This is a genomic window from Bacillus sp. 2CMS4F, assembly GCF_023161785.1.
Taxonomy (GTDB): domain Bacteria; phylum Bacillota; class Bacilli; order Bacillales; family Bacillaceae; genus Bacillus; species Bacillus halotolerans.
In genome coordinates this window covers 26,415-46,620 of sequence record NZ_JALNTO010000005.1, presented here as the reverse complement: position 1 = coordinate 46,620, position 20,206 = coordinate 26,415, and the positions used below count along the sequence as shown (strand labels likewise).

Sequence of the window (20,206 nt, the reverse complement as noted above, 5' to 3'; positions counted from 1 at the left end):
GTGGAAAAACCGCGAAGTTCGTCCAATCTCTTCACTCTCCTATTGAATATCCTGTCACTATCAATAGAGAAAGGATGATACCATGAGCGAAAATCGTCATGAAAATGAAGAAAACACAGACCGCAATGCGGCAATTGCCAAAGTTGTAAACAGCGGCAATTCAAGCGTCGTGGTCAACGTGAATTCAGATCAGGATCAGTCACAGGCGCAGTCACAAGACGGAGAAGAATAATGAACGAAAACATCATTCCTATCAACAGACATACTGCGGAAATGCCCAAAAATGGCTCTGTTATCGAAAACAGCGGCAATTCGGAAGTCCATATTGATATTCACATTGACACAATGCCGATTGCCTTTGCCATTTTATGCTCTGCATTAGCCGCAAAACAGATGACAAAAGATGAATTCGACACGGCCTATACTCAATTGCTAGAGATGAAAAAAGTTGATATTCCCTCAGCAGCATCCACCATCAATATTCATCCTAATGATATATCCGAAAGTTGAAATAGCAATCGCAGGCTTAAACATGCCTGCGGTTCTCATCATTTAAAGTATACATCATTGAGTTAATAACCATATCTTAACAAATTATACATATTAAGTAACAGGAACTAACCTTTCTTTATCCAAATTGTAAGGTGTAAGGAAAAATAAAAAAGGAGTGTTACAAATGAAATGTAAAAAAGCGATTATTTCTGCACTTTCAGTTTCAGCTTTGGCTTTAAGCTTAGGCGGTGTGGCCTCTGCTGAAGAAATGTCAGCTACTCCAACACCTTCAATTCAAAATGTATCAAACAGCCCTATTAAAGTCATGGATGCCTTTTACCAAATGAAAGTAAACAGTTACTTAAATATTGCTAGAGAAGGAGCCACTAGCTATGTTGTCACTTCCGGTCGTGATTATATCTCTGTAAGTCAAAGCGGAATGGTATACAGCAAGTCAATTCCTGGTTCTGCTCAAGTTACGATCTATAAGGGAACAAGCGTACTAGGAGTTGTCACGATTAGTGTTCGTCTGTAAACAAACAAAACCCGGCGGTATTCCGCCGGGTTTTATTTTTACATTAACCGATTGAACCTTCCATTTCGAACTTAATCAAACGGTTCATTTCAACTGCGTATTCCATTGGAAGCTCTTTTGTGAATGGCTCGATGAAGCCCATTACGATCATTTCAGTCGCTTCTTCTTCGGAAATGCCGCGGCTCATCAAGTAGAAGAGCTGTTCTTCAGATACTTTAGACACTTTCGCTTCGTGCTCCAATGAAATGTTATCATTTAAGATTTCATTGTAAGGAATTGTATCTGATGTTGATTTGTTATCCATAATGAGCGTATCACACTCGATGTTGGAACGGGCGCCTTCCGCTTTACGTCCGAAGTGGACAATTCCGCGGTAGGTTACTTTCCCGCCTTGTTTAGAGATCGATTTTGATACGATTGTGGAAGATGTGTTTGGCGCAAGGTGAATCATTTTCGCACCCGCATCCTGATGCTGGCCTTTACCCGCAAGAGCGATAGAAAGCGTCATACCGCGCGCGCCTTCGCCTTTTAGGATACAAGCCGGATATTTCATTGTCAGTTTAGATCCGATGTTGCCATCGATCCATTCCATAGTTGCGTTTTCTTCACAGATCGTACGCTTTGTTACAAGGTTGTAAACGTTGTTCGCCCAGTTTTGGATCGTTGTATAACGGCAGTAGCCGCCTTTTTTCACGATGATTTCAACAACCGCACTGTGAAGAGAGTTTGTTGTGTAAACAGGTGCCGTACAGCCCTCAACGTAATGCACGCTTGCTTCTTCGTCAACGATGATCAGTGTACGTTCGAACTGACCCATGTTTTCAGAGTTGATACGGAAGTAAGCTTGAAGCGGTGTTTCAACCTTCACGCCTTTTGGCACATAGATGAAAGATCCGCCGGACCAAACAGCTGAGTTCAGCGCCGCAAACTTGTTATCAGTCGGCGGAATCACTTTTGCCCAGTGCTCACGGAAAATATCTTCATTTTCTTTCAGCGCGCTGTCTGTGTCTTTAAAGACGATGCCTTGCGCTTCAAGATCTTCTTTCATGTTGTGGTATACAACCTCTGATTCGTACTGAGCAGAAACACCCGCAAGGTATTTTTGTTCAGCTTCAGGAATACCGAGCTTGTCGAAAGTTTGCTTAATTTCTTCAGGAACTTCATCCCAAGAACGCTCTGAACGCTCAGACGGTTTTACGTAGTACGTAATTTCGTCAAAGTTCAGTGAGTTTAGATCTCCGCCCCATTGAGGCATTGGCATGTTGTAGAAATGTTCAAGTGATTTCAAGCGGAAATCAAGCATCCATTGAGGCTCTTCTTTCATGCGAGAAATTTCTTCTACGATTTCTTTTGTCAATCCGCGCTCTGAACGGAAAATGGAAACGTCCTTGTCGTGAAAACCATATTTGTATTCACCAATATCAGGCATTTTTTTAGCCATCCATTTTCACTCCAATCCTTTTAATTGCCGCCTTCTTCTTTAGCGACTCCTTTTTCAAGTGCCTTCCATGACAGGGTTGCACATTTAATACGGGCCGGGAATTTTGAAACGCCTTGAAGGGCTTCAATATCACCCAGATCTATAGAATCATCATATTCTTTCCCTTGCATCATATCCGAGAAAATCTTAGACATAGAAAGGGCTGTTTCAATATCTTTCCCTTTAATCGCCTGAGTCATCATCGAAGCGGATGCCATTGAAATGGAACAGCCTTCCCCTTCAAATTTCGCATCTTCCACGATGTCTCCGTCAAGCTTCATTGTCAGCCTGATTCGGTCGCCGCATGTCGGATTGTTCATATCCACGACGATGCTGTCATTCAAAACCCCTTTGTTGCGCGGGTTTTTGTAATGATCCATAATCACCTGTCTGTACAATGTATCTAAGTTTGCATTAAAAGACATTTGTAAAATACTCCTTTGTCTTTTGAAGAGCTTCCACAAGCTTATCAATCTCTTCCTCTGTATTATACAGATAAAAGCTTGCTCTCGCAGTAGCAGTTACATCCAGCCATTTCATCAGCGGCTGGGCGCAATGGTGACCCGCTCTGACAGCGATCCCTTCCGCATCAAGTACGGTTGCCACATCGTGCGGATGAACATCATCAAGGTTAAATGTGATCAGCCCGGCACGCTCTTCTGGTCCGTAAACCGTCACGCCGTCAAGCTGACGGAAGCGTTCAAGCGCATAAGCTGCAAGCTTGTGCTCGTGGCGGGAAATCTCATCAAGGCCGATTTCTTCGAGAAAATCAATTGCGGCACCGAGACCGATTGCTCCAGCAATAATCGGAGTACCCGCTTCGAATTTCCACGGAAGCTCTTTCCAAGTTGATTCATAAAGCCCGACAAAGTCGATCATTTCACCGCCGAATTCGGCAGGCTCCATGTTTTCCAGCAGGGCTTTCTTTCCGTACAGCACGCCTACTCCGGTAGGACCGCACATTTTGTGGGAAGAAAGCGCAAAGAAGTCGCAATCGAGATCCTGCACGTCAATTTTCATGTGAGGCGTGCTTTGTGCACCGTCCACCACAATGACAGCCCCGTTGTCATGAGCGATGTTCGCCATTTCTTTTATCGGGTTGATCGTGCCGAGAACATTAGACACATGAGATACCGCAACAATCTTCGTATTGCTCGTGACTGTTGCTCTGACGTCATCTAATGAAATCGTGCCGTCTTCCTGCAGCGGAATATATTTTAATGTGGCGCCAGTCGCTTTGACAGCCTGCTGCCACGGAATGATATTCGCATGATGCTCCATATAGGTGATGACCACTTCATCACCCGGTTTCAGGTTGGCGCGCGCATAGCTTAACGCCACCATATTCAGTGATGTGGTCGTGCCTTTTGTGAAAATAATCTCAGCCATTGACTTCGCGTTAATAAACTTGCGGACTTTTTCACGCGCTCCTTCATAACCGTCTGTCGCTCTGGTTCCAAGCGTATGGACGCCCCGGTGAACATTGGAATTGTATTGGTTATAATACTTATCCAGTGTTTCAATGACAGCACGCGGCTTCTGGGAAGTCGCCGCGCTGTCGAGATAAACGAGATCATGTCCGTTCACTTGCTGATGAAGGATCGGGAACTGTTCACGAATATCTGTGATATTCATTACTTCACTTTCCTTTCGATAACAGAAACCAATTGTTTCTTAACGCCTTCAATCGGAAGTTCGTTAACTACCGGCGCAAGGAATCCGTAGATGACTAAGCGTTCTGCTTCTTCTTTCGCAATACCGCGGCTCATCAGGTAGTAAAGCTGAATAGGGTCCACACGGCCGACAGATGCCGCATGTCCTGCAGTTACATCGTCTTCTTCAATTAAAAGAATAGGGTTTGCATCTCCGCGCGCTTTTTCGCTGAGCATCAGCACACGGGATTCCTGTTCCGCATTTGCTTTAGAAGCGCCATGTTCGATTTTGCCGATTCCGTTAAAGATAGAAGAAGCGGAATCCTTCATCACACCGTGCTTCAAGATATATCCTTCAGAAGCTTTACCGAAATGAATGATTTGTGTCGTGAAGTTTTCTGTTTGCTCTCCTCTTCCAACAACAACCGTTTTCGTGTCGCCGTAGGTGCCGTCACCGTAAAGGTTTGTTGTGTTTTCGGAAATGGTGTCGCCATCGTTCATGAGGCCGAGAGCCCACTCGATTTTGCTGTCGCGGCCGCGTGCAGCACCGCGGCGGTTGACGTAAGTTGTCACGCCGGAAGACAGATTATCCACCGCACCGTATGTCACACTGGCATTATCACCTGTGATAACCTCACTGATAATATTGAATACAGCATCTTTCGGGTTGACCGTGCTGATGTAGTTTTCTACATACGTTACTGAGCTATGGTCTTCCGCCACAATCAATACGTGGTTGAATAGAGCTGTATCGTTGCTTTCGTGGACATAAACAGCCTGAACCGGCGTCTCCACCTGAACATTTTTCGGAACATAGAGGAATGCCCCTCCGTTAACAAGAGCTGCGTGAAGTGCAGTTAATTTATGCTCATCAACTTTCACGCCGTCTTTCATAAAGTATTTCTCCACTAAGTCGCTGTGCTCGCGTGCAGCAGTCAAAATATCAGTAAAGATAACGCCTTTGTCTTTCAATTCCTGAGAAAGAGAAAGGTATGCAGGCGTCTGATCACGCTGTACATATAACGTTTTATCTTCGTTTTCGACATCGATCAGCGCTTTTGCTTCATCAGTCAAATCTTCTAATGAAGAAAGCGGCTCATTATCAACTGTATGCTTCGCGAAGTTCGTGAAGTTCCAGTTTGTGATTTTTGTTTTGTCAGGCTTCGGCATCGGCAGATCCTCAGCTTGTTCAAGAGCCTGTAAGCGCAGGTTTTTCAGCCAGGCAGGTTCTTGATGCTTTTCGGAAAAGCTTTTGAGATACTCCTGATCTACGGATAGTTTTGTATCTAGTGTCATATTAATCCCCCTAACGCTTACGCTTCTTGGCCTACAGTTTCGTCTTCAATGCCAAGTTCTTTTTTAATCCAGTCATAACCTTCTGCTTCAAGACGCTGTGCAAGCTCTGCACCGCCGGATTTTACAACGCGGCCTTGCATCATAACGTGAACCACATCAGGAGTGATGTAGTTTAACAGACGCTGATAGTGAGTGATCATCAGGCAGCCGAAGCTTTCGCTGCGCATTTTGTTGATCCCTTTTGATACAACTTTCAAAGCGTCAATATCAAGACCTGAGTCGATTTCATCAAGGATGGCGATTTTCGGTTCAATCATCATCAGCTGAAGGATTTCGTTGCGTTTTTTCTCCCCGCCTGAGAAGCCTTCGTTGAGGTAGCGCTGAGCCATTTCAGGGTCCATTTCTAAGAACTCCATGTTTTCGTCCATTTTGCGGATGAATTTCATAAGAGAAATTTCGTCGCCTTCTTCTCTGCGCGCGTTGATCGCAGAACGAAGGAAGTCGGCATTTGTCACACCGCTGATTTCACTTGGGTACTGCATTGCAAGGAACAAACCTGCCTGCGCACGCTCGTCCACTTCCATTTCCAGTACATCTTTGCCGTCAAGCGTGATGCTGCCCTTCGTTACTTCATATTTAGGATGCCCCATAATAGCAGCTGACAGAGTTGATTTACCAGTACCGTTCGGTCCCATTACGGCGTGGAACTCTCCGCCTTTTATTTCAAGGTTTACACCTTTTAAGATCTCTTTCCCTTCGATTTCAACGTGAAGATCTTTGATCGTTAATGTTGAAGCAGCCATATCTATACCTCCAAAAATATATAATCATTATTCTCATTTTATTCTCATTCTAATTTTATAACAAATGAAAAGTAAATACAACTTTTTATCGTGCCTTGCACATTTCTCAAGTTTAACAAAGTTCAGCACTTTATTAAAGCAATTGAAAAAGAAAAAGAGTGGATTCCCACCCTTTTTTTAAAGACCGATTTTCTCATTAAGCTCCGCAGAATACCGCTTGCATTTTTTATATTCAAGCTCTCTCTGCCGCTCAACTTCCATTCTTGTATCCAGCCGGCGTCCGTATTCCTCGTACCCGATCCCATGCGACAGCTGCATCGCTTTTTCCATTTCTGACGTATAATCGAGGTCCAGTCTGTCCTGGCTGCTGCAAATAATGAATCAATCCCTTCATTTATTTACTGCTATTGTATCAGCTCTGCGACTGACGCTGCAAAATGGATATGGCTTGATATAACAACGGATGAGACGAAAGGACCCTTTGAGTTGAAATGAGAATCGTTTTTCGGAATATTCCTTCTTCTAATGCGTAGTGTTTCCAAATTCCTCTATGCACTGCTGGACAACTGTCACACCTTGGCTTAGGGCAGCTCCGCCTCCGAATGCCGCCGCCACACTGACCGCTTCAAGAATGTTTTCCTCCGTCGCTCCTTGGTCAAGACAGCCTTTTGTGTGATAGATCATGCAGTATTCGTCCTGAGCATTGATAGCGATCCCCAGTGCAATCAGCTGTTTTTCTCTTTCTGTTAGTGAATTAGCTGCAAAGCATTGTTCGGTGAATTCGTTAAACTTTCTTCCCATCATCGGCATCTTCTGTTCAAATGTGCCTAAACTTTGTTTATATTGTTTTAGCGCGTCCTGCATGCTTCCTCTATCTTGATTCAAAGAAAATCCCTCCATCTGTTTAACATTCCTTTTTATTATGAACAGCTTTAAGGAAAATACCCAAAAAACCCCGGATTTCTCATCCGGGGTTTCAGCGGGTCAGCAAACCCTCGCATTCGTTGTCAGACCTGCGCGTTGGTGCTCAATACGTAGTGGAACAACGGCTAAATTCTCAGGTGTCCTGCCTAAACACCGTTGTCATCACATCCTGTGAAAACCCGGTCCAATGCTCGGTCTTCCTAGACTTCAAGGGTGTTCAATCACGCCGAAAAGATGACAAAGCCCTAAAACCAATATCGTTTTAGGGCTTTGTCAATAATTGAACCCCGGATTTCTCATCCGGGGTTTCAGTCTTATTCAGATACAGGAAGCACAGCTCCGTCATATTTTTTATCGATGAAGTCTTTGATTTTTTTAGAGTGAAGAACTTCCATCAGCGCTTTGATTTTCGCAGAATCCTCTTCGCCATCTCTCACTGCAATGATATTGGCGTAAGGGTTATCTTTTGTTGATTCCACTTCAATCGCGTCTTTTTTAGGATTCAATTTATTTTGGATCGCGTAGTTCACATTGATAAAGGCCGCGTCTCCTTCTTTGTTTTCATATGCTTTTGCCGTTAATTCAGGCGCTACTTTTTTGAACTGAAGGTTTTTCGGGTTTTTCTTAATGTCTTTCAGTGTTGCATCGACTGTCTCCACTTTGGAATCAAGTGTAATTAATCCTGCATTCTCAAGCATTGCAAGCATACGGCCTTGTTCAGCGACGTTATTTGTCAGGATAATTGTCGCATCGTCGGGAAGATCTTTTAATGATTTGTATTTTTTAGAATAAATACCGAATGGCTCTAAGTGAATCGCACCGGCATTCGCAAGTTTATAATCTTTGTTTTCTTTCATTTCTTGCTCAAGGTAAGGAATGTGCTGGAAGAAGTTCGCATCCACTTCTTTATCAGCCAAGGCTTTGTTGTACATTTTGTAATCACTAAGCACTTTCACTTTCAGTGTGTAGCCTTTTTCTTTTAACAATGGTTCAGCTTCTTTTAAAATTTCTGCATGCGGTGTTTTTGTAGCTGCAACAACAATTTCTTTCTTGCCGGATTCAGCGTTATTAGAACCGCAGGCAGCCATAACTCCTGCAAATACAAGCAGTAATGCACCTAAAAATAGCTTTTTCAATGTAAATCCTCCCTTATCGTTTGTCTATTATATTTGTTATGACATCACCGATCATTTGAATAATGAAAACGATGATTAAAATAAATACAGTAGCAACGAAGGTAACATCAGTATTATTAGACTGATATCCTTCTACATATGCAAGGTTTCCAAGGCCTCCTGAACCGATGGCGCCTGCAATTGCCGTTGAGCCGATCAAAGCGATGGCCGTAACCGTGATCCCAGAAATAAGGGCCGGCATGGATTCCGGAAGCAGCACTTTGAAAATAATCGTTGATGTTTTGGCTCCCATTGATTTCGCAGCTTCGATGACGCCTTTATCCACCTCGCGCAGCGCAATTTCAGCAAGCCGCGCGTAAAACGGGGCTGAGCCGATGACTAACGCCGGCAGTGCCGCGTTCGGCCCTAAGATGGTGCCGACTAAAAACTTCGTAAAACCTAGTAATAAAATAATTAAAATGAGGAACGGAATAGACCTGAATACATTGACAATGGCCGCAATCACAGTGTTGACCGCTTTGTTCTGCCAGAGGCTCCCTTTGCTTGTGAGAAAGAGCAGCAGACCGAGGATCACCCCGATGACAAAGGCAAAAACCAAAGAGATCAGCGTCATATAAAGCGTCTCGTATGTCGCGTTCCATAATTCAGTTACATCAACGTTCGGGAAGTATTTTTCAAACATTCGTGATCACCTCTGCTTTCACCTGTTTGTCATTAATAAACCGGATCACGTTTTGCACTTCTTCCTCGTCACCGTCAATATGGATGAACAATGAACCGTATGCTCCGTCCTTCGTCTGCGAGATTTTCCCTTGCAGAATATTGACACTGACATTGAAGTTTCTGATCATCTCTGTAATCAGAGGCTGTTCAGCCGCTTCGCCGACAAATGTGAGCTGAACCGTTGTTCCTGACGCTTTTTCGTCAAAAAGATGCTGAAGCGTTTCTTTTGTTTCTTCAGGCTCAGTCACCTGCTGGACAAATCGTTTTGTCATTTCTTCCTTCGGATTCTTGAAGACATCGAGAACTTCTCCTTCTTCAACAACCTTTCCGTTTTCCATGACAGCGACTCTGTTGCAAATTTTGCGGATGACATGCATTTCGTGTGTGATCAGCACAATCGTCAAACCGAGTCTTTCATTAATATCGGACAAAAGATCCAAGATTGAATCAGTTGTTTGCGGATCTAAAGCTGATGTCGCTTCATCACAAAGGAGAACCTTTGGATTGTTTGCGAGCGCTCTGGCGATTCCGACCCGCTGCTTTTGTCCGCCGCTCAGCTGGGACGGGTAAGATTTTTCTTTTCCTTCTAAACCTACCAGTTTAATCAATTCATTGGCACGCTTGATCCGCTCGCTTTTTTTCACCCCGGCAATTTCTAAAGGAAACATGATGTTATCTCTGACAGTTCGCGACCAGAGCAAATTGAAATGCTGGAAAATCATACTGATTTCATGGCGTGCTTTTCTTAAGTTGCGTCCGTTTACTTCATTAATCTTTGTTCCCGCCACTTCCACGATTCCTGAGCTCGGTTTCTCAAGTCCGTTCAGCAGACGGATTAAGGAACTTTTACCAGCCCCGCTATATCCTATAATTCCAAAAATCTCACCTTTTTTTATGGAAAGCGAGACATTTTGGACAGCATTGACATCTCCATGTTTCGACTTATACACTTTTGAAACATCCTGAAGATTGATCAAAGCGATCACCTGCCTTAACACTATTCTAAGAAATCTTCCGGTTTTTTCTGCAAAAGAAAAGCCTTTCTGCACACTTGAGCAGAAAGGCTTATATAAAACTCGCCTTTCTCTCATCTTTCAAAGCTGAACGCTTCGTGTGAATTGGCACCATTTCAACAGTGTTGATGGTTGCCGGGCTTCATAGGGCACTTCCCTCCACCTCTCTTGATAAGAGAAATATATAGTCTTTTTCGTCCGGAAATTCTTAATGTAGAATAGCATGGCGAATGATAAAATGTCAATAAAATAAATAATGTCAACTTTTACTATTATAATAATTTACTATTTTTCAATTCTTTAGAATCCTCTGAAAAAAACCATTAGTCAGCCACAGAATGGCTTCCAGCTTTAACAGCGCTCTGAATGAACCCTTTACCTTTAGGCTTCCGCTCTGGATCAGGTGCTGAAGGGAAATGTCTCCATGCAAAAGATCAATGATTTCTGTTTGGTTTCCATAAAAGGTCAGGTTGGACGTGTGGGGCGGAGAAATCTTTTTCATTTCCCCTTGTTCGTTTATTGAGACGGTTAAGGCTTCTGTTTCTCCTTGGAAGGTAATGAGCAATGTTGAAGTGTTCAAAAGGGGTTTTAAAAACAGATGCTGGTAATCATCTTCTAAAACTTCCGCTTTCTCCATTTGTACAACCTCCTATTTGTTGGTCATACATACACATTTCTCTCTTCAGCGCAAGAACCCCTTTATAAAACGAACGACAATTTCATTGGAATGCGCCGAGAAAAATGTCATAAATGAGATGCAGAAGATGATTTTTGTTTGATCAGCTCATATAAGTAAGAAACGGAATGAAACGCATACCCTCTTTCAATTACTTTCCCGCCCTTAAACAGCAGAAAACAAGGGACGCTTTCAATTTGATATGCTTTAGCAAACGCCGGTGAATAGTTGAGATTATTTTTATAGAAGGCGACAGACGGAAGCATTTCTTCGACAACTGTCAGCATTTTGCTTGCCAGCTGGCAGGTCCCGCATAACGGAGTATATAAATATAGGAGATACACATCATCAGTAATGTGTTCAAGTTCTTGTTCTTGGAGTTCTTTCATGCTATAACACCTCAGGTCTTTCTTTCAAGAAAAATCGTATGGACATTCAGATTTGCGCTCAGCAAAACAGATGCTATATGGTGTCTGGGCGCCGCCTCCACTTCCTTATAGGCTCTGTCGATATGTAAATGGTAGGCTTCATTAAATTCCCTTTTCAGCTGTTTTCTCAATTTCTCGCCTGATTCATCGGCATCAACCAAAATATAGACGTCCTTCTCGTAAAGCTCGTCTGCCAATTCCTCCAGCTTCAGCTGGCTGATTGTTCCGTTTGTGCAGATAATGCGCACTGGCTCATCCAGGACGCTTTCAACCTTTTCTTTATCTGATTTCCCTTCAACAATCATGACTTTTTCCAGCTCGTCCATGTTCATCTGCTTCACCTGCCGCGTCAAATTTGAAACGTTCAGATTGTAAAAGAAGGCAGTGAAATTCACCGCCAACATTAACACCAGCCGCTTTCGTAGTCACAATCCACATATTTCTGATCGTCTCCTGAAACCACGTCGGCTGTCTTATAAAACTTTTCATTTTCGTAGGTAAAACCGGACTTAAGCTCATATTCATTCATGCCTGTCATTTGGCCGATCATCTCATCTTCATGATATAACGAGAGCCGGCCATTTTGAAAGCGGCCTGTCACATCATTGGTGACATCGAGCTTTTGTTTGCTGAAAGCCATATTGGACACCTCCCATAGCGTTAGCGTATCCAATTGCCTTCTCAGCTATCCGGTTTTAGTCTTGTTGTGTCATCTCTTCGTATTGCTCTGCTGTCATTAGTTTTTCAATTTCAGACGCGTCAGACGGTTCAACGACGATCATCCATGCTTTTTCATACGGAGATTCGTTGACGAACTCCGGGCTGTCATCAAGATCTTCGTTTACTTCCACTACAGTTCCGTTAATCGGTGCGTAAAGCTCAGATACCGTTTTTACGGATTCTACACTTCCGAAAGGCTCGTCCGCTTTGATTTCAGCGCCGACTTCAGGAAGCTCAACAAACACGATATCTCCGAGCTCGGATTGGGCAAAATGGGTAATGCCGATTTTGGCTTTTTCTCCTTCAACTTTTACCCACTCGTGTTCTTCTGAGTAACGCAAATCTTTAGGTATGCTCAATTGAATCCCTCCATTTTTTACAGCACTACAATAAGAAGATACCACACTTTTCGAAAAAAATTTACATCATGACCAGTTTTCTTCAAATTGATCTTCTTTAAAGCCGACTGTCACTTTTTCGCCGTCTGTTGTGAGCGGGCGCTTGATCAGCATTCCGTCCGAAGCCAGCAGTTCAAGCTGTTCGTCTTCTGACATGTGATACAGTTTTTCCTTCAGATTCAGTTCACGGTATTTCATGCCGCTTGTGTTGAAGAATTTCTTTAAATCCAGCCCGCTTTTTTCATAAAGCGATTTTAGCTCCTCTTTGCTTGGAGGCTGTTCTGCAATATGTATTTCGTTGATTTCTTTTCCGTGCTCTTCAAGCCATTTCTTCGCTTTGCGGCACGTTCCGCATTTAGGGTACCAGTAAAAAGTTAACGACATCTTCTTCCCCCTCAATAAAATAATCGAGGTTATTTTAACACAGTTTGTTTTAAAAACCTAAAACAGTGCTTCATAAAAAAAGAGCTCCGGATGAGCGGAGCTCCTTGGGACTCAGACAATATATTTTTCTGCCTCGAACACACCCGCTGCCGCTTCACGTTTTTTCCGAATGACATTTTTAGGCGTCACGCGTGTCAGCTTGCGGAGAGCCGAGAGCATCATACGGAGAGAATCTCCTTCTTCCATTGCAAGTAAAGATTCTTTCGCATGGGCTTCAATTTCGTTAAAGGCTTCTTGAACGAAAATTTCTGTGTACAGCAGCTTTTGCGCTGCTTTATCGCTTCCTTGCGCGGCAATGGCCTTTTCCGTTCTGAGCACGGCTGATTCCATTGCATATACATTGCTGACAATATCAGCAACGTTTACGAGAATTTCTTGTTCACGATCGATCGCTTTTCCGTATTTTTGCGCGGCAAGACCCGCGGCGAACAGGGCGATTTTTTTGGCTTGCTTGACAATATATTTCTCTTGCTCTAATACGCCGGTGCCCGGCTCCTCAGGCATAAGCATCATGAGTTCTTCTTGAAGCGCCTGTGCCTTTTCAAAAAGAGGTAGCTCGCCTTTCATCGCTTTCTTCAGAAACGTGCTTGGCACGATTAACCGGTTGATTTCATTTGTTCCTTCGAAAATCCGGTTGATCCTGGAATCCCGATAGGCTCTTTCCACCTCATACTCCTGCATAAATCCGTAGCCGCCGTGGATTTGCACGCCTTCATCGACAATATAATCAAGCGTTTCAGAGCCAAACACCTTGTTGAGAGAGCATTCAATGGCGTATTCGGCAATGGACTTCGCAATTTGTCTTCCGTCCTTTAGGTCTTCAGCTGTGAACTGGCTCATATTGTCTTCAAACAGCCCAACGGTTCTGTACACAGAGCTTTCCATCGCATACAGTCTTGATGCCATCGTCGCGATTTTTTCCTGGGTCAGCGAAAAGCCTGCGATCGGCGTTTTAAATTGGCGGCGCTGATTTGCGTAAGCTGCAGACAGCTCGATCACCCGTTTTGACGCGCCGATCGTTCCTACTGCCAGCTTGTAGCGGCCGATATTTAAAATATTAAAAGCGATGACATGCCCTTTGCCGATTTCTCCAAGAAGGTTTTCCTTCGGCACCTCAGCCTGATCCAAAATGAGGGTTCTTGTCGAGGACCCTTTAATTCCCATTTTCTTTTCTTCAGGTCCGGTTGATACGCCCGGAAAATCTTTTTCTACAATAAAAGCGGAAAACTTTTCGCCGTCCACTTTGGCGTAAACGACAAAGACATCGGCAAAAGCTGAGTTGGTAATCCACTGTTTTTCCCCGGTTAATACGTAATGCGTTCCTGCTTCATTCAGCACCGCTGTCGTTTTTGCGCCTAACGCATCAGATCCGGAACCCGGCTCAGTCAGTGCGTACGCAGCGATCTTTTCCCCTGAAGCCAGATCAGGGAGATATTTTTTCTTTTGCTCTTCCGTTCCGAAGAATACGATCGGCAAGGAACCGATGCCGACATGTGCACCGTAAGAAAGTGAAAAGCTTCCCGCACGCGAAAATTTTTCAGTGATCAGCGCCGAGCTGATTTTATCAAGGCCCAGCCCGCCGTATTCCTCGGGAACATCGGCTCCGAGAAGCCCCAGTTCTCCCGCTTTCTTCAAAAGCCGGACGGAATGTTCAAATTGATGGTTCTCAATTTCATCTATATGCGGCAGAACGTCCTGCTCAATGTAATCCTCCGTTGTTTTCGCAATCATTTTATGCTCGTCAGTGAAATCCTCCGGTGTATACATCTGATCATATGTGACATCCTCGATTAAGAAACCGCCGCCTTTTAGTACTTCAGCCGTTTTTTTCGTCATTTATTTTTCCCCCTTTAGCATAATTCAAATACACCGGCTGCTCCCATCCCGCCGCCGATACACATTGTGACGACACCAAATTGCTCGTTTCTTCGTTTCATTTCGTGAATCAGCGAGAGAGTAAGCTTTGTGCCCGTACAGCCAAGCGGGTGTCCGAGTGCGATAGCGCCCCCGTTGACATTCACTTTCTCCTCATCAATCCCCAGCTCCCTGATGACTTGGATGGCTTGTGATGCAAAAGCTTCGTTCAGTTCGAACAGCCCGATGTCCTGCAGTTGAAGCCCGGCAAGCTTCAGTGCGCGCGGAATGGCTTCCACGGGCCCGATGCCCATGACTTCCGGCGGCACCCCGCCAACTGCAAAGGAACGGAATTTGACAAGCGGCGCCAAACCAAGCGCATCCACTTTTTCGCGATCCATCAGCATGACAGCCGCCGCCCCGTCACTTGTTTGCGAGGAATTTCCGGCAGTAACTGTCCCGTCAATGGAAAAGGCCGGGCGTAATGTGCTTAAAATGTCTGTGGTCGTTTGCGGACGGACACCTTCATCCTGAGAAAAAACAGTATGTTTTTCCTGCGGCTTATGGTTTTCGCCGATTTCTGTCACCTTGACTTCGACTGGGACAATTTCATCTTTAAATTTCCCCTCTGCAAGGGCTTTGGCAGCTTTCTGGTGGCTGCGCACGGCAAAAGCATCCTGATCTTCACGGGAAACGCCGTATTTTTTCGCAACCTGTTCTGCCGTGTGTCCCATGCTCATGTAATACTCCGGCGCTTTCTCGGCTAATGCGAGGTTCGGACGGGTCACATGCCCCATCATCGGAACCTGTGACATAGATTCCGCTCCGCCTGCAATGGCCGTATCGTAGGCGCCAAGCATAATTTTTTCTGCCGCATATGCGATGGACTGAAGACCTGAGGAACAGTAGCGGTTGACCGTAATCGCCGGCACCGTATATGGCAGACCCGCAAGCGCGCCGATATTTCTCGCCATATTGAGCCCCTGTTCTGCTTCAGGTGTTGCACAGCCAATAATTAAATCGTCAATATTGCCCTCATAGCCGCCTGCTCGTTTCAGCGTTTCTTTCACGCAAATGGCTCCCAAATCATCCGGGCGAACGGTGGCCAATGAACCTTTTTTCGCTTTCCCTACCGGTGTTCTTGCTCCTGCCACAATGACTGCCTCTTTCATAAACTCCCTCCTAGTTCCGTAAAGGTTTGCCTTTCACCAGCATATGCTGCATTCTCGCTTGAGATTTCGCCTCGCCTGCCAGACTTAAAAACGCTTCTCTCTCAATTTCCAATAAATACTCTTCATCCACCTCTGTTCCGAACGGCACTTTTCCGCCGGCAATCACAAAAGCGAGTTTTTTAGCAATTTTCATATCATGCTCAGATAGGTAGCCGGACAGCTTCATTTGCTCTGCACCGAGCAGAAGCGCAGCATAACCTGTTTCCCCCGCCACCTTGACCTTTTCTTTTACAGGCGGCCGCCAGCCCGTATCGTATAAAGAGGCGGCTAACTGCTTTGCATCGTACAGGAGGTGATCCTGGTTAGTGCTGATACGGTCAGTCTCTTTTAAAATGTTCAGTTCCCGAGCCTCTTGGGCGGAAGTTGACACTTTAGCCATCGCGATCGTTTCAAATGTTTTCATGGCCGCATTCATCGGATCAAGACCGCGGCGAAGATGATTGATGTACAGCTCTTTATTGCCCCCTCCGCCAGGGATAAGGCCGACTCCTGATTCTACAAGTCCCATATAGGCTTCGCTTGCCGCTTGTATTCGTGCAGCAGGGAGACACACTTCCGTCCCTCCGCCGAGCGTCATGCCAAATGGAGCTGCAACAACAGGTTTCGCGCTGTATTTGATGTTCATCATTGTCTCTTGAAAATGCCGTATCACCAAATCAACTTCCATAAAGTTGTCATCCTGTACTTCCATTAAGATCATGGCGAGATTGGCGCCCACACAGAAATTTTTGCCTTGATTGCCGATGACAAGCCCTTTGTAATTCCGCTCTGTTTCTTCCAAAGCTCTGTTGATCATTTGAATGATGTCGAACCCGATGGCATTGCTTTTCGAGTGAAACTCGAGAAGTGCCACATCGTCTCCAAGGTCAATCAGGCTGGCTCCGCTGTTTTTGGCAATGACGCCGTTTGTTTCTTTGACCGATTGTAAATGGATTCGTTTCTTGTTTTCTTTTACAGCTCTGTATTCGCCGCTTTCGTAATAAAGCACTGTTCCGTTTTCTCTGATGTAGAAGGTCTCATTCCCTTTGTCCAGCATATCTTTTATCCAGCCGGGAATCTCCGCTCCAAGCTGTTCAAGCTTTTCCGCCGACTGTCTGAGACCGATTGCGTCCCAGATTTCGAATGGCCCCAGTTCCCAGCCGAATCCCCATTTCATGGCTTGGTCAATTGCATGAATATCGTCGGCAATTTCTCCGAGCAGCTGGGCTGAGTAAAGCAGCGTTTGCGACGTGATATTCCACAGCAGCTGGCCAGCCCTGTCTTCCGAATAAATAAGCGCTTTCATTTTGGCTTTTGTCTCTTTAGCTTGCTTTGCCGCTTCAAGAGCCGGCGTTTTCATCTTTGTCCGTTCTCCGTAAGTAAGCGTCATCGGGTCTAGCTCATAAATCGTTTTTCCTTCTTTTTTATAAAAGCCTTGACCGGATTTGCTTCCGATCCAGCCTTTTTGCAGCATGTCATTCATGAAGTCAGGCAGGCGAAACACTTCTTTTTCGTCTCCCTCTGCTTTGTCATATACGTTTCGGGCGACGTGGGCAAACGTATCAAGGCCGACAACATCCAGCGTTCTGAAGGTTGCGCTCTTCGGTCTGCCGATCAGCGGGCCTGTGATGGAATCGACTTCTCCGACCTGATAGCCGCCTTTCAGCATTTCTTGAACTGTAATGAGAAGTCCGTACGTCCCGATTCGGTTTGCGATAAAATTTGGTGTGTCCTTAGCTGTAACCACACCTTTGCCGAGAACATTTTCACCGAAGGATGTCATAAACGCCAGGATGTCAGGATCAGTTTCCTTAATCGGAATGATCTCCAGCAGCTTTAAATATCGCGCCGGGTTAAAAAAGTGTGTTCCGAGAAAATGAGCTTTAAAATCATCAGACCTGCCTTCAGCCATTGCCTGCACTGAGATGCCGGACGTGTTGCTCGAGACGATGCTGCCCGGTTTCCGATGCTCATCCACGAGAGAGAAAATCTTCTTTTTGACCTCGAGATTTTCAACAACGACCTCAATAATCCAATCAGCTTCCTTCAGCTTCTCAACATCATCTTCTAGATTGCCGGGAGTAATATAAGCGGTATTTTGTGCTGACGTAAGAGGGGCGGGCTTTTGTTTCAGCAGCTTTTTCACCGCAGATCTGCTCAGCCTGCTGCGCACCTCCGGACTTTCCTTCGTCAGCCCCTTTTTCTCCTCTTCCTTTGTTAAATCGTTCGGCACAATATCAAGCAGCAGAACCGGAATTCCGATGTTAGCCAAATGCGCAGCAATACCGGAACCCATAACCCCCGATCCTAAAACGGCTGCTTTTTGAATGTGTTTGTGCATGAGACATCCCCCTTGAACGTTGAATGAATAATCATTCATTTTTTGGTCAAAAAAAAATGGATACCCGTTTCTTCTTTCATCATAAAAGATTTTTGTTTCGACTTCAATAGCTAATTTGTTATTTTTTTGTATGAAGCAGATAGAAGACGGGAAACTTAAACCCGGAGGTGAAGGGAATGGTGCGAGAGAAAAAGAACCCGTCTTCAGCAGCAGTAAGCGCGGCGAGCGTGAAAGGAGATGCCGGTCCGACACAGCATTACGGCGGCGGAAAACGGACAAGCCAAAATCAGCAGTATAAGAAACATAACATGGAACAATAACAATGCAGCTGCGGTTCGCGGCTGCTTTCACTTTTTGAAAATCCCTTTTAACACAAAAGCCGCATTTGCGGGTCTCTCGGCGATTCTTCTCATAAAGTAGCTAAACCAGTCGGTTCCATACGGGACATATACACGCATCTTGTACCCTTCCTTCGCGAGTTCCTTCTGCCGCTCCGGCCTAATCCCGTAAAGCATTTGAAACTCGAATTGTGACAGCGGGATTTGATGCTCGGCAACGAGTTTCTTCGTAAGCGCAATGATGTCATCATCATGTGTAGCGACGGCAGTATAGTTCCCGCTCAGCAGATGAAGTTTAATCAAGCTCTGAAAGTGAAGGTCTGTTCCTTTTTTATCAGGGAATGCAACGGCCGCAGATTCTTTGTAAGCGCCTTTGACAAGTCTGAGATTCGGCTTCAGATCGTGCAGCTTTCGGATATCTTCTGCAGCCCGGTAAAGATACGCCTGTATCACCGTACCCAGCATGTCAAATTCCTGCTTGCACTGCCTGTAGATGGCAAGCGTCTGTTCATAATGTGAGTAGTCCTCCATATCAATCGTCACAGCCACGTCATTTTCCTTCGCAGCAGATAAAATGTCACGCAAATGTGAAACGGCCAGCTCCTCTGAAATATCGAGCCCCAGTGACGTCAGCTTAAGGGAAAGCTCGGAATCTAACCGGTGTTCGGCAATCGCTTGAATCGCCTTCTTGCATTCCTCTGCGACTCGACTTGCTTCTTTTTGTGTAGCCGCATACTCGCCTAAATAATCGATGGTTGTGCACAATCCGGATTGATTCAGCTTTTTAATGGCCCGAACAGCCGATTCAATCGTGTCCCCCGCGACAAATCTCCGCGCCCCCAGCCGTGATCCGTATGCTTTGGCAAGCTTGGTGAGCGTTTTATTTTGAGATATGAATAAAAACATATGTCTCAACATCCAATTCCCTCCTGACGATACAGCCTTCTTCAAAACACCTGTATATAACTCCCATACTGAAGGAAACATAAAACGAATAGAACGCAAAGGAGGATTACAATGAACAATCAGCAGCAATCTCAAATGCCGCCCTCTGTTATTTCGACAAAGGATCATTTGTATCTGAATGACATGCTGAACTGGAATCTGCTCGCAATGAAAAAAGCGCATTTTATGGCGCAGCAGTGCCAGGATCAAACATTAAAACAAGAACTAGACCGCGTCGGACATATGCATCATGATCACTATCAAAGAATATTAAAGCACCTGCAGCCAGGCCAGCAGCAGTCCGGCTATATCCAATAAGGAGGCGCCAAAATGAATCAGCAAAATCAGAAAATCGGCAACCCGCAAACACCTGTGCCGACTACATCAGAAATGAATGACAGAGATGTCGTCAATGAACTTTTGACAACGGAAAAATACATGACCACTGCGTATTGCACTGCTCTGCACGAGTTCAGCCATGAATCTCTCTATCAGGATATTCAATCCATTTTTGATGAGTCACAAAAAGCGCAAAGAAAACTGTATGATCTCATGTTCCAATATGGATGGTATACTGTTGAAGCAGAGGACGCCCAAAAGCTGCAGCAATCCTATCAAAAGTTCCAGCAAACCATTCAGCAGCAGTCTCCTTATCAGCAATAAAGTTCCATCAATCAGATCCGCAAAAAGGGTATGATGTGCTTTACTGGCATCTATCCTTTTTTTGTGTGTAAAATTAGTTGACTTTTTATTAACGCTTATTTATATTTAATAAGCATTAACTATTTCAATACATT

Annotated in this window: 26 protein-coding genes and 1 riboswitch; of the genes, 6 read left to right on the top strand and 20 right to left on the bottom strand. The window is 44.8% G+C overall.

The genetic code is table 11. The features are described 5' to 3' along the window. The first annotated feature begins 82 nt into the window (after nucleotides 1-82). From MTN95_RS09615 to MTN95_RS09605, 3 genes are all read left to right on the top strand, one after another. On the top strand, nucleotides 83-232 hold the full coding sequence (locus tag MTN95_RS09615; RefSeq protein ID WP_248337968.1) for a spore protein: 150 nt from the start codon (nucleotides 83-85) through the stop codon (nucleotides 230-232). Beyond that, nucleotides 232-510, top strand: coding sequence for a hypothetical protein (locus MTN95_RS09610; RefSeq protein ID WP_105953843.1), 279 nt, complete (start codon nucleotides 232-234; stop codon nucleotides 508-510). The genes MTN95_RS09615 and MTN95_RS09610 overlap by 1 nt, the downstream gene beginning before the upstream one ends. 166 nt (nucleotides 511-676) lie before the next feature. Next, nucleotides 677-1,027, top strand: a complete 351-nt coding sequence (locus tag MTN95_RS09605; RefSeq protein ID WP_248337966.1) for a BLB8/JUQZ-1 family protein — start codon at nucleotides 677-679, stop codon at nucleotides 1,025-1,027. A 43-nt stretch (nucleotides 1,028-1,070) separates the two neighbouring features. Here MTN95_RS09605 and sufB read toward each other — a convergent pair whose 3' ends face one another. The 19 genes from sufB to MTN95_RS09510 all read right to left on the bottom strand — a co-directional run bounded on the left by sufB (nucleotide 1,071) and on the right by MTN95_RS09510 (nucleotide 18,126). After that, entirely contained in the window at nucleotides 1,071-2,468 is a 1,398-nt protein-coding gene (sufB, locus tag MTN95_RS09600; protein WP_024713611.1) for a Fe-S cluster assembly protein SufB, read from the bottom strand. Between the two features lie 20 nt (nucleotides 2,469-2,488). Further along, nucleotides 2,489-2,932 (bottom strand): Fe-S cluster assembly sulfur transfer protein SufU, encoded by a 444-nt coding sequence (gene sufU, locus MTN95_RS09595; RefSeq protein WP_003222809.1) that lies wholly within the window; start codon nucleotides 2,930-2,932, stop codon nucleotides 2,489-2,491. Next, nucleotides 2,922-4,142, bottom strand: a complete 1,221-nt coding sequence (gene sufS, locus MTN95_RS09590) for a cysteine desulfurase SufS (RefSeq protein ID WP_105953845.1) — start codon at nucleotides 4,140-4,142, stop codon at nucleotides 2,922-2,924. Before sufS ends, sufU begins: the two co-directional genes overlap by 11 nt. Continuing rightward, on the bottom strand, nucleotides 4,142-5,455 hold the full coding sequence (sufD, locus tag MTN95_RS09585; RefSeq protein ID WP_248337964.1) for a Fe-S cluster assembly protein SufD: 1,314 nt from the start codon (nucleotides 5,453-5,455) through the stop codon (nucleotides 4,142-4,144). Before sufD ends, sufS begins: the two co-directional genes overlap by 1 nt. Nucleotides 5,456-5,472: 17 nt before the next feature. Further along, nucleotides 5,473-6,258 carry a Fe-S cluster assembly ATPase SufC gene (sufC, locus tag MTN95_RS09580; RefSeq protein ID WP_010331788.1) on the bottom strand — a complete coding sequence of 262 codons (786 nt, stop codon included), beginning with the start codon at nucleotides 6,256-6,258 and terminating at the stop codon, nucleotides 5,473-5,475. A 177-nt stretch (nucleotides 6,259-6,435) separates the two neighbouring features. Further along, entirely contained in the window at nucleotides 6,436-6,588 is a 153-nt protein-coding gene (locus MTN95_RS09575) for a YuzK family famiily protein (RefSeq protein WP_010331789.1), read from the bottom strand. 192 nt (nucleotides 6,589-6,780) lie between these two features. After that, complete coding sequence (locus MTN95_RS09570; RefSeq protein ID WP_038954281.1) at nucleotides 6,781-7,158, bottom strand: carboxymuconolactone decarboxylase family protein; 378 nt, start codon at nucleotides 7,156-7,158, stop codon at nucleotides 6,781-6,783. A gap of 338 nt (nucleotides 7,159-7,496) precedes the next feature. Beyond that, on the bottom strand, nucleotides 7,497-8,318 hold the full coding sequence (metQ, locus tag MTN95_RS09565) for a methionine ABC transporter substrate-binding lipoprotein MetQ (RefSeq protein WP_105953847.1): 822 nt from the start codon (nucleotides 8,316-8,318) through the stop codon (nucleotides 7,497-7,499). Nucleotides 8,319-8,331: 13 nt separating this feature from the next. Then, nucleotides 8,332-9,000 (bottom strand): methionine ABC transporter permease MetP, encoded by a 669-nt coding sequence (metP, locus tag MTN95_RS09560; RefSeq protein WP_010331792.1) that lies wholly within the window; start codon nucleotides 8,998-9,000, stop codon nucleotides 8,332-8,334. Next, complete coding sequence (metN, locus tag MTN95_RS09555; protein WP_105954121.1) at nucleotides 8,993-10,018, bottom strand: methionine ABC transporter ATP-binding protein MetN; 1,026 nt, start codon at nucleotides 10,016-10,018, stop codon at nucleotides 8,993-8,995. Before metN ends, metP begins: the two co-directional genes overlap by 8 nt. Before the next feature lie 107 nt (nucleotides 10,019-10,125). Next, nucleotides 10,126-10,232: riboswitch (SAM riboswitch) on the bottom strand. Between the two features lie 114 nt (nucleotides 10,233-10,346). Then, nucleotides 10,347-10,691 (bottom strand): SCP2 sterol-binding domain-containing protein, encoded by a 345-nt coding sequence (locus MTN95_RS09550; RefSeq protein ID WP_024122772.1) that lies wholly within the window; start codon nucleotides 10,689-10,691, stop codon nucleotides 10,347-10,349. A gap of 107 nt (nucleotides 10,692-10,798) precedes the next feature. Continuing rightward, entirely contained in the window at nucleotides 10,799-11,119 is a 321-nt protein-coding gene (locus tag MTN95_RS09545) for a thioredoxin family protein (RefSeq protein WP_248337962.1), read from the bottom strand. 11 nt (nucleotides 11,120-11,130) lie between these two features. Further along, complete coding sequence (locus MTN95_RS09540; RefSeq protein WP_227598907.1) at nucleotides 11,131-11,484, bottom strand: toprim domain-containing protein; 354 nt, start codon at nucleotides 11,482-11,484, stop codon at nucleotides 11,131-11,133. Between the two features lie 77 nt (nucleotides 11,485-11,561). Then, on the bottom strand, nucleotides 11,562-11,798 hold the full coding sequence (locus MTN95_RS09535; RefSeq protein WP_010331799.1) for a YusG family protein: 237 nt from the start codon (nucleotides 11,796-11,798) through the stop codon (nucleotides 11,562-11,564). A 55-nt stretch (nucleotides 11,799-11,853) separates the two neighbouring features. Next, entirely contained in the window at nucleotides 11,854-12,237 is a 384-nt protein-coding gene (gcvH, locus tag MTN95_RS09530) for a glycine cleavage system protein GcvH (protein ID WP_010331800.1), read from the bottom strand. A gap of 66 nt (nucleotides 12,238-12,303) precedes the next feature. Then, nucleotides 12,304-12,660, bottom strand: a complete 357-nt coding sequence (locus tag MTN95_RS09525; protein ID WP_024122775.1) for an arsenate reductase family protein — start codon at nucleotides 12,658-12,660, stop codon at nucleotides 12,304-12,306. 111 nt (nucleotides 12,661-12,771) lie between these two features. Beyond that, nucleotides 12,772-14,556 carry an acyl-CoA dehydrogenase FadE gene (fadE, locus tag MTN95_RS09520; RefSeq protein ID WP_044159046.1) on the bottom strand — a complete coding sequence of 595 codons (1,785 nt, stop codon included), beginning with the start codon at nucleotides 14,554-14,556 and terminating at the stop codon, nucleotides 12,772-12,774. A gap of 14 nt (nucleotides 14,557-14,570) precedes the next feature. Further along, on the bottom strand, nucleotides 14,571-15,746 hold the full coding sequence (locus MTN95_RS09515) for an acetyl-CoA C-acetyltransferase (RefSeq protein ID WP_248337959.1): 1,176 nt from the start codon (nucleotides 15,744-15,746) through the stop codon (nucleotides 14,571-14,573). A gap of 10 nt (nucleotides 15,747-15,756) precedes the next feature. Next, complete coding sequence (locus tag MTN95_RS09510; protein WP_248337957.1) at nucleotides 15,757-18,126, bottom strand: 3-hydroxyacyl-CoA dehydrogenase/enoyl-CoA hydratase family protein; 2,370 nt, start codon at nucleotides 18,124-18,126, stop codon at nucleotides 15,757-15,759. Nucleotides 18,127-18,302: 176 nt separating this feature from the next. Here MTN95_RS09510 and MTN95_RS09505 point away from each other — a divergent pair, with 176 nt between their 5' ends. Then, nucleotides 18,303-18,446 carry a YuzL family protein gene (locus tag MTN95_RS09505; RefSeq protein ID WP_010331806.1) on the top strand — a complete coding sequence of 48 codons (144 nt, stop codon included), beginning with the start codon at nucleotides 18,303-18,305 and terminating at the stop codon, nucleotides 18,444-18,446. A gap of 27 nt (nucleotides 18,447-18,473) precedes the next feature. Here MTN95_RS09505 and MTN95_RS09500 read toward each other — a convergent pair whose 3' ends face one another. Then, nucleotides 18,474-19,382, bottom strand: coding sequence for a proline dehydrogenase family protein (locus MTN95_RS09500; RefSeq protein ID WP_248337955.1), 909 nt, complete (start codon nucleotides 19,380-19,382; stop codon nucleotides 18,474-18,476). Between the two features lie 99 nt (nucleotides 19,383-19,481). Between MTN95_RS09500 and MTN95_RS09495 the strand changes: the two genes are divergently transcribed. Then, a complete protein-coding gene (locus tag MTN95_RS09495) occupies nucleotides 19,482-19,727 on the top strand; it encodes a hypothetical protein (RefSeq protein ID WP_010331808.1) in 246 nt (81 codons plus the stop codon). Nucleotides 19,728-19,739: 12 nt separating this feature from the next. Next, complete coding sequence (locus tag MTN95_RS09490; RefSeq protein ID WP_202853710.1) at nucleotides 19,740-20,072, top strand: spore coat protein; 333 nt, start codon at nucleotides 19,740-19,742, stop codon at nucleotides 20,070-20,072. The last annotated feature ends 134 nt before the right edge of the window (nucleotides 20,073-20,206 follow it).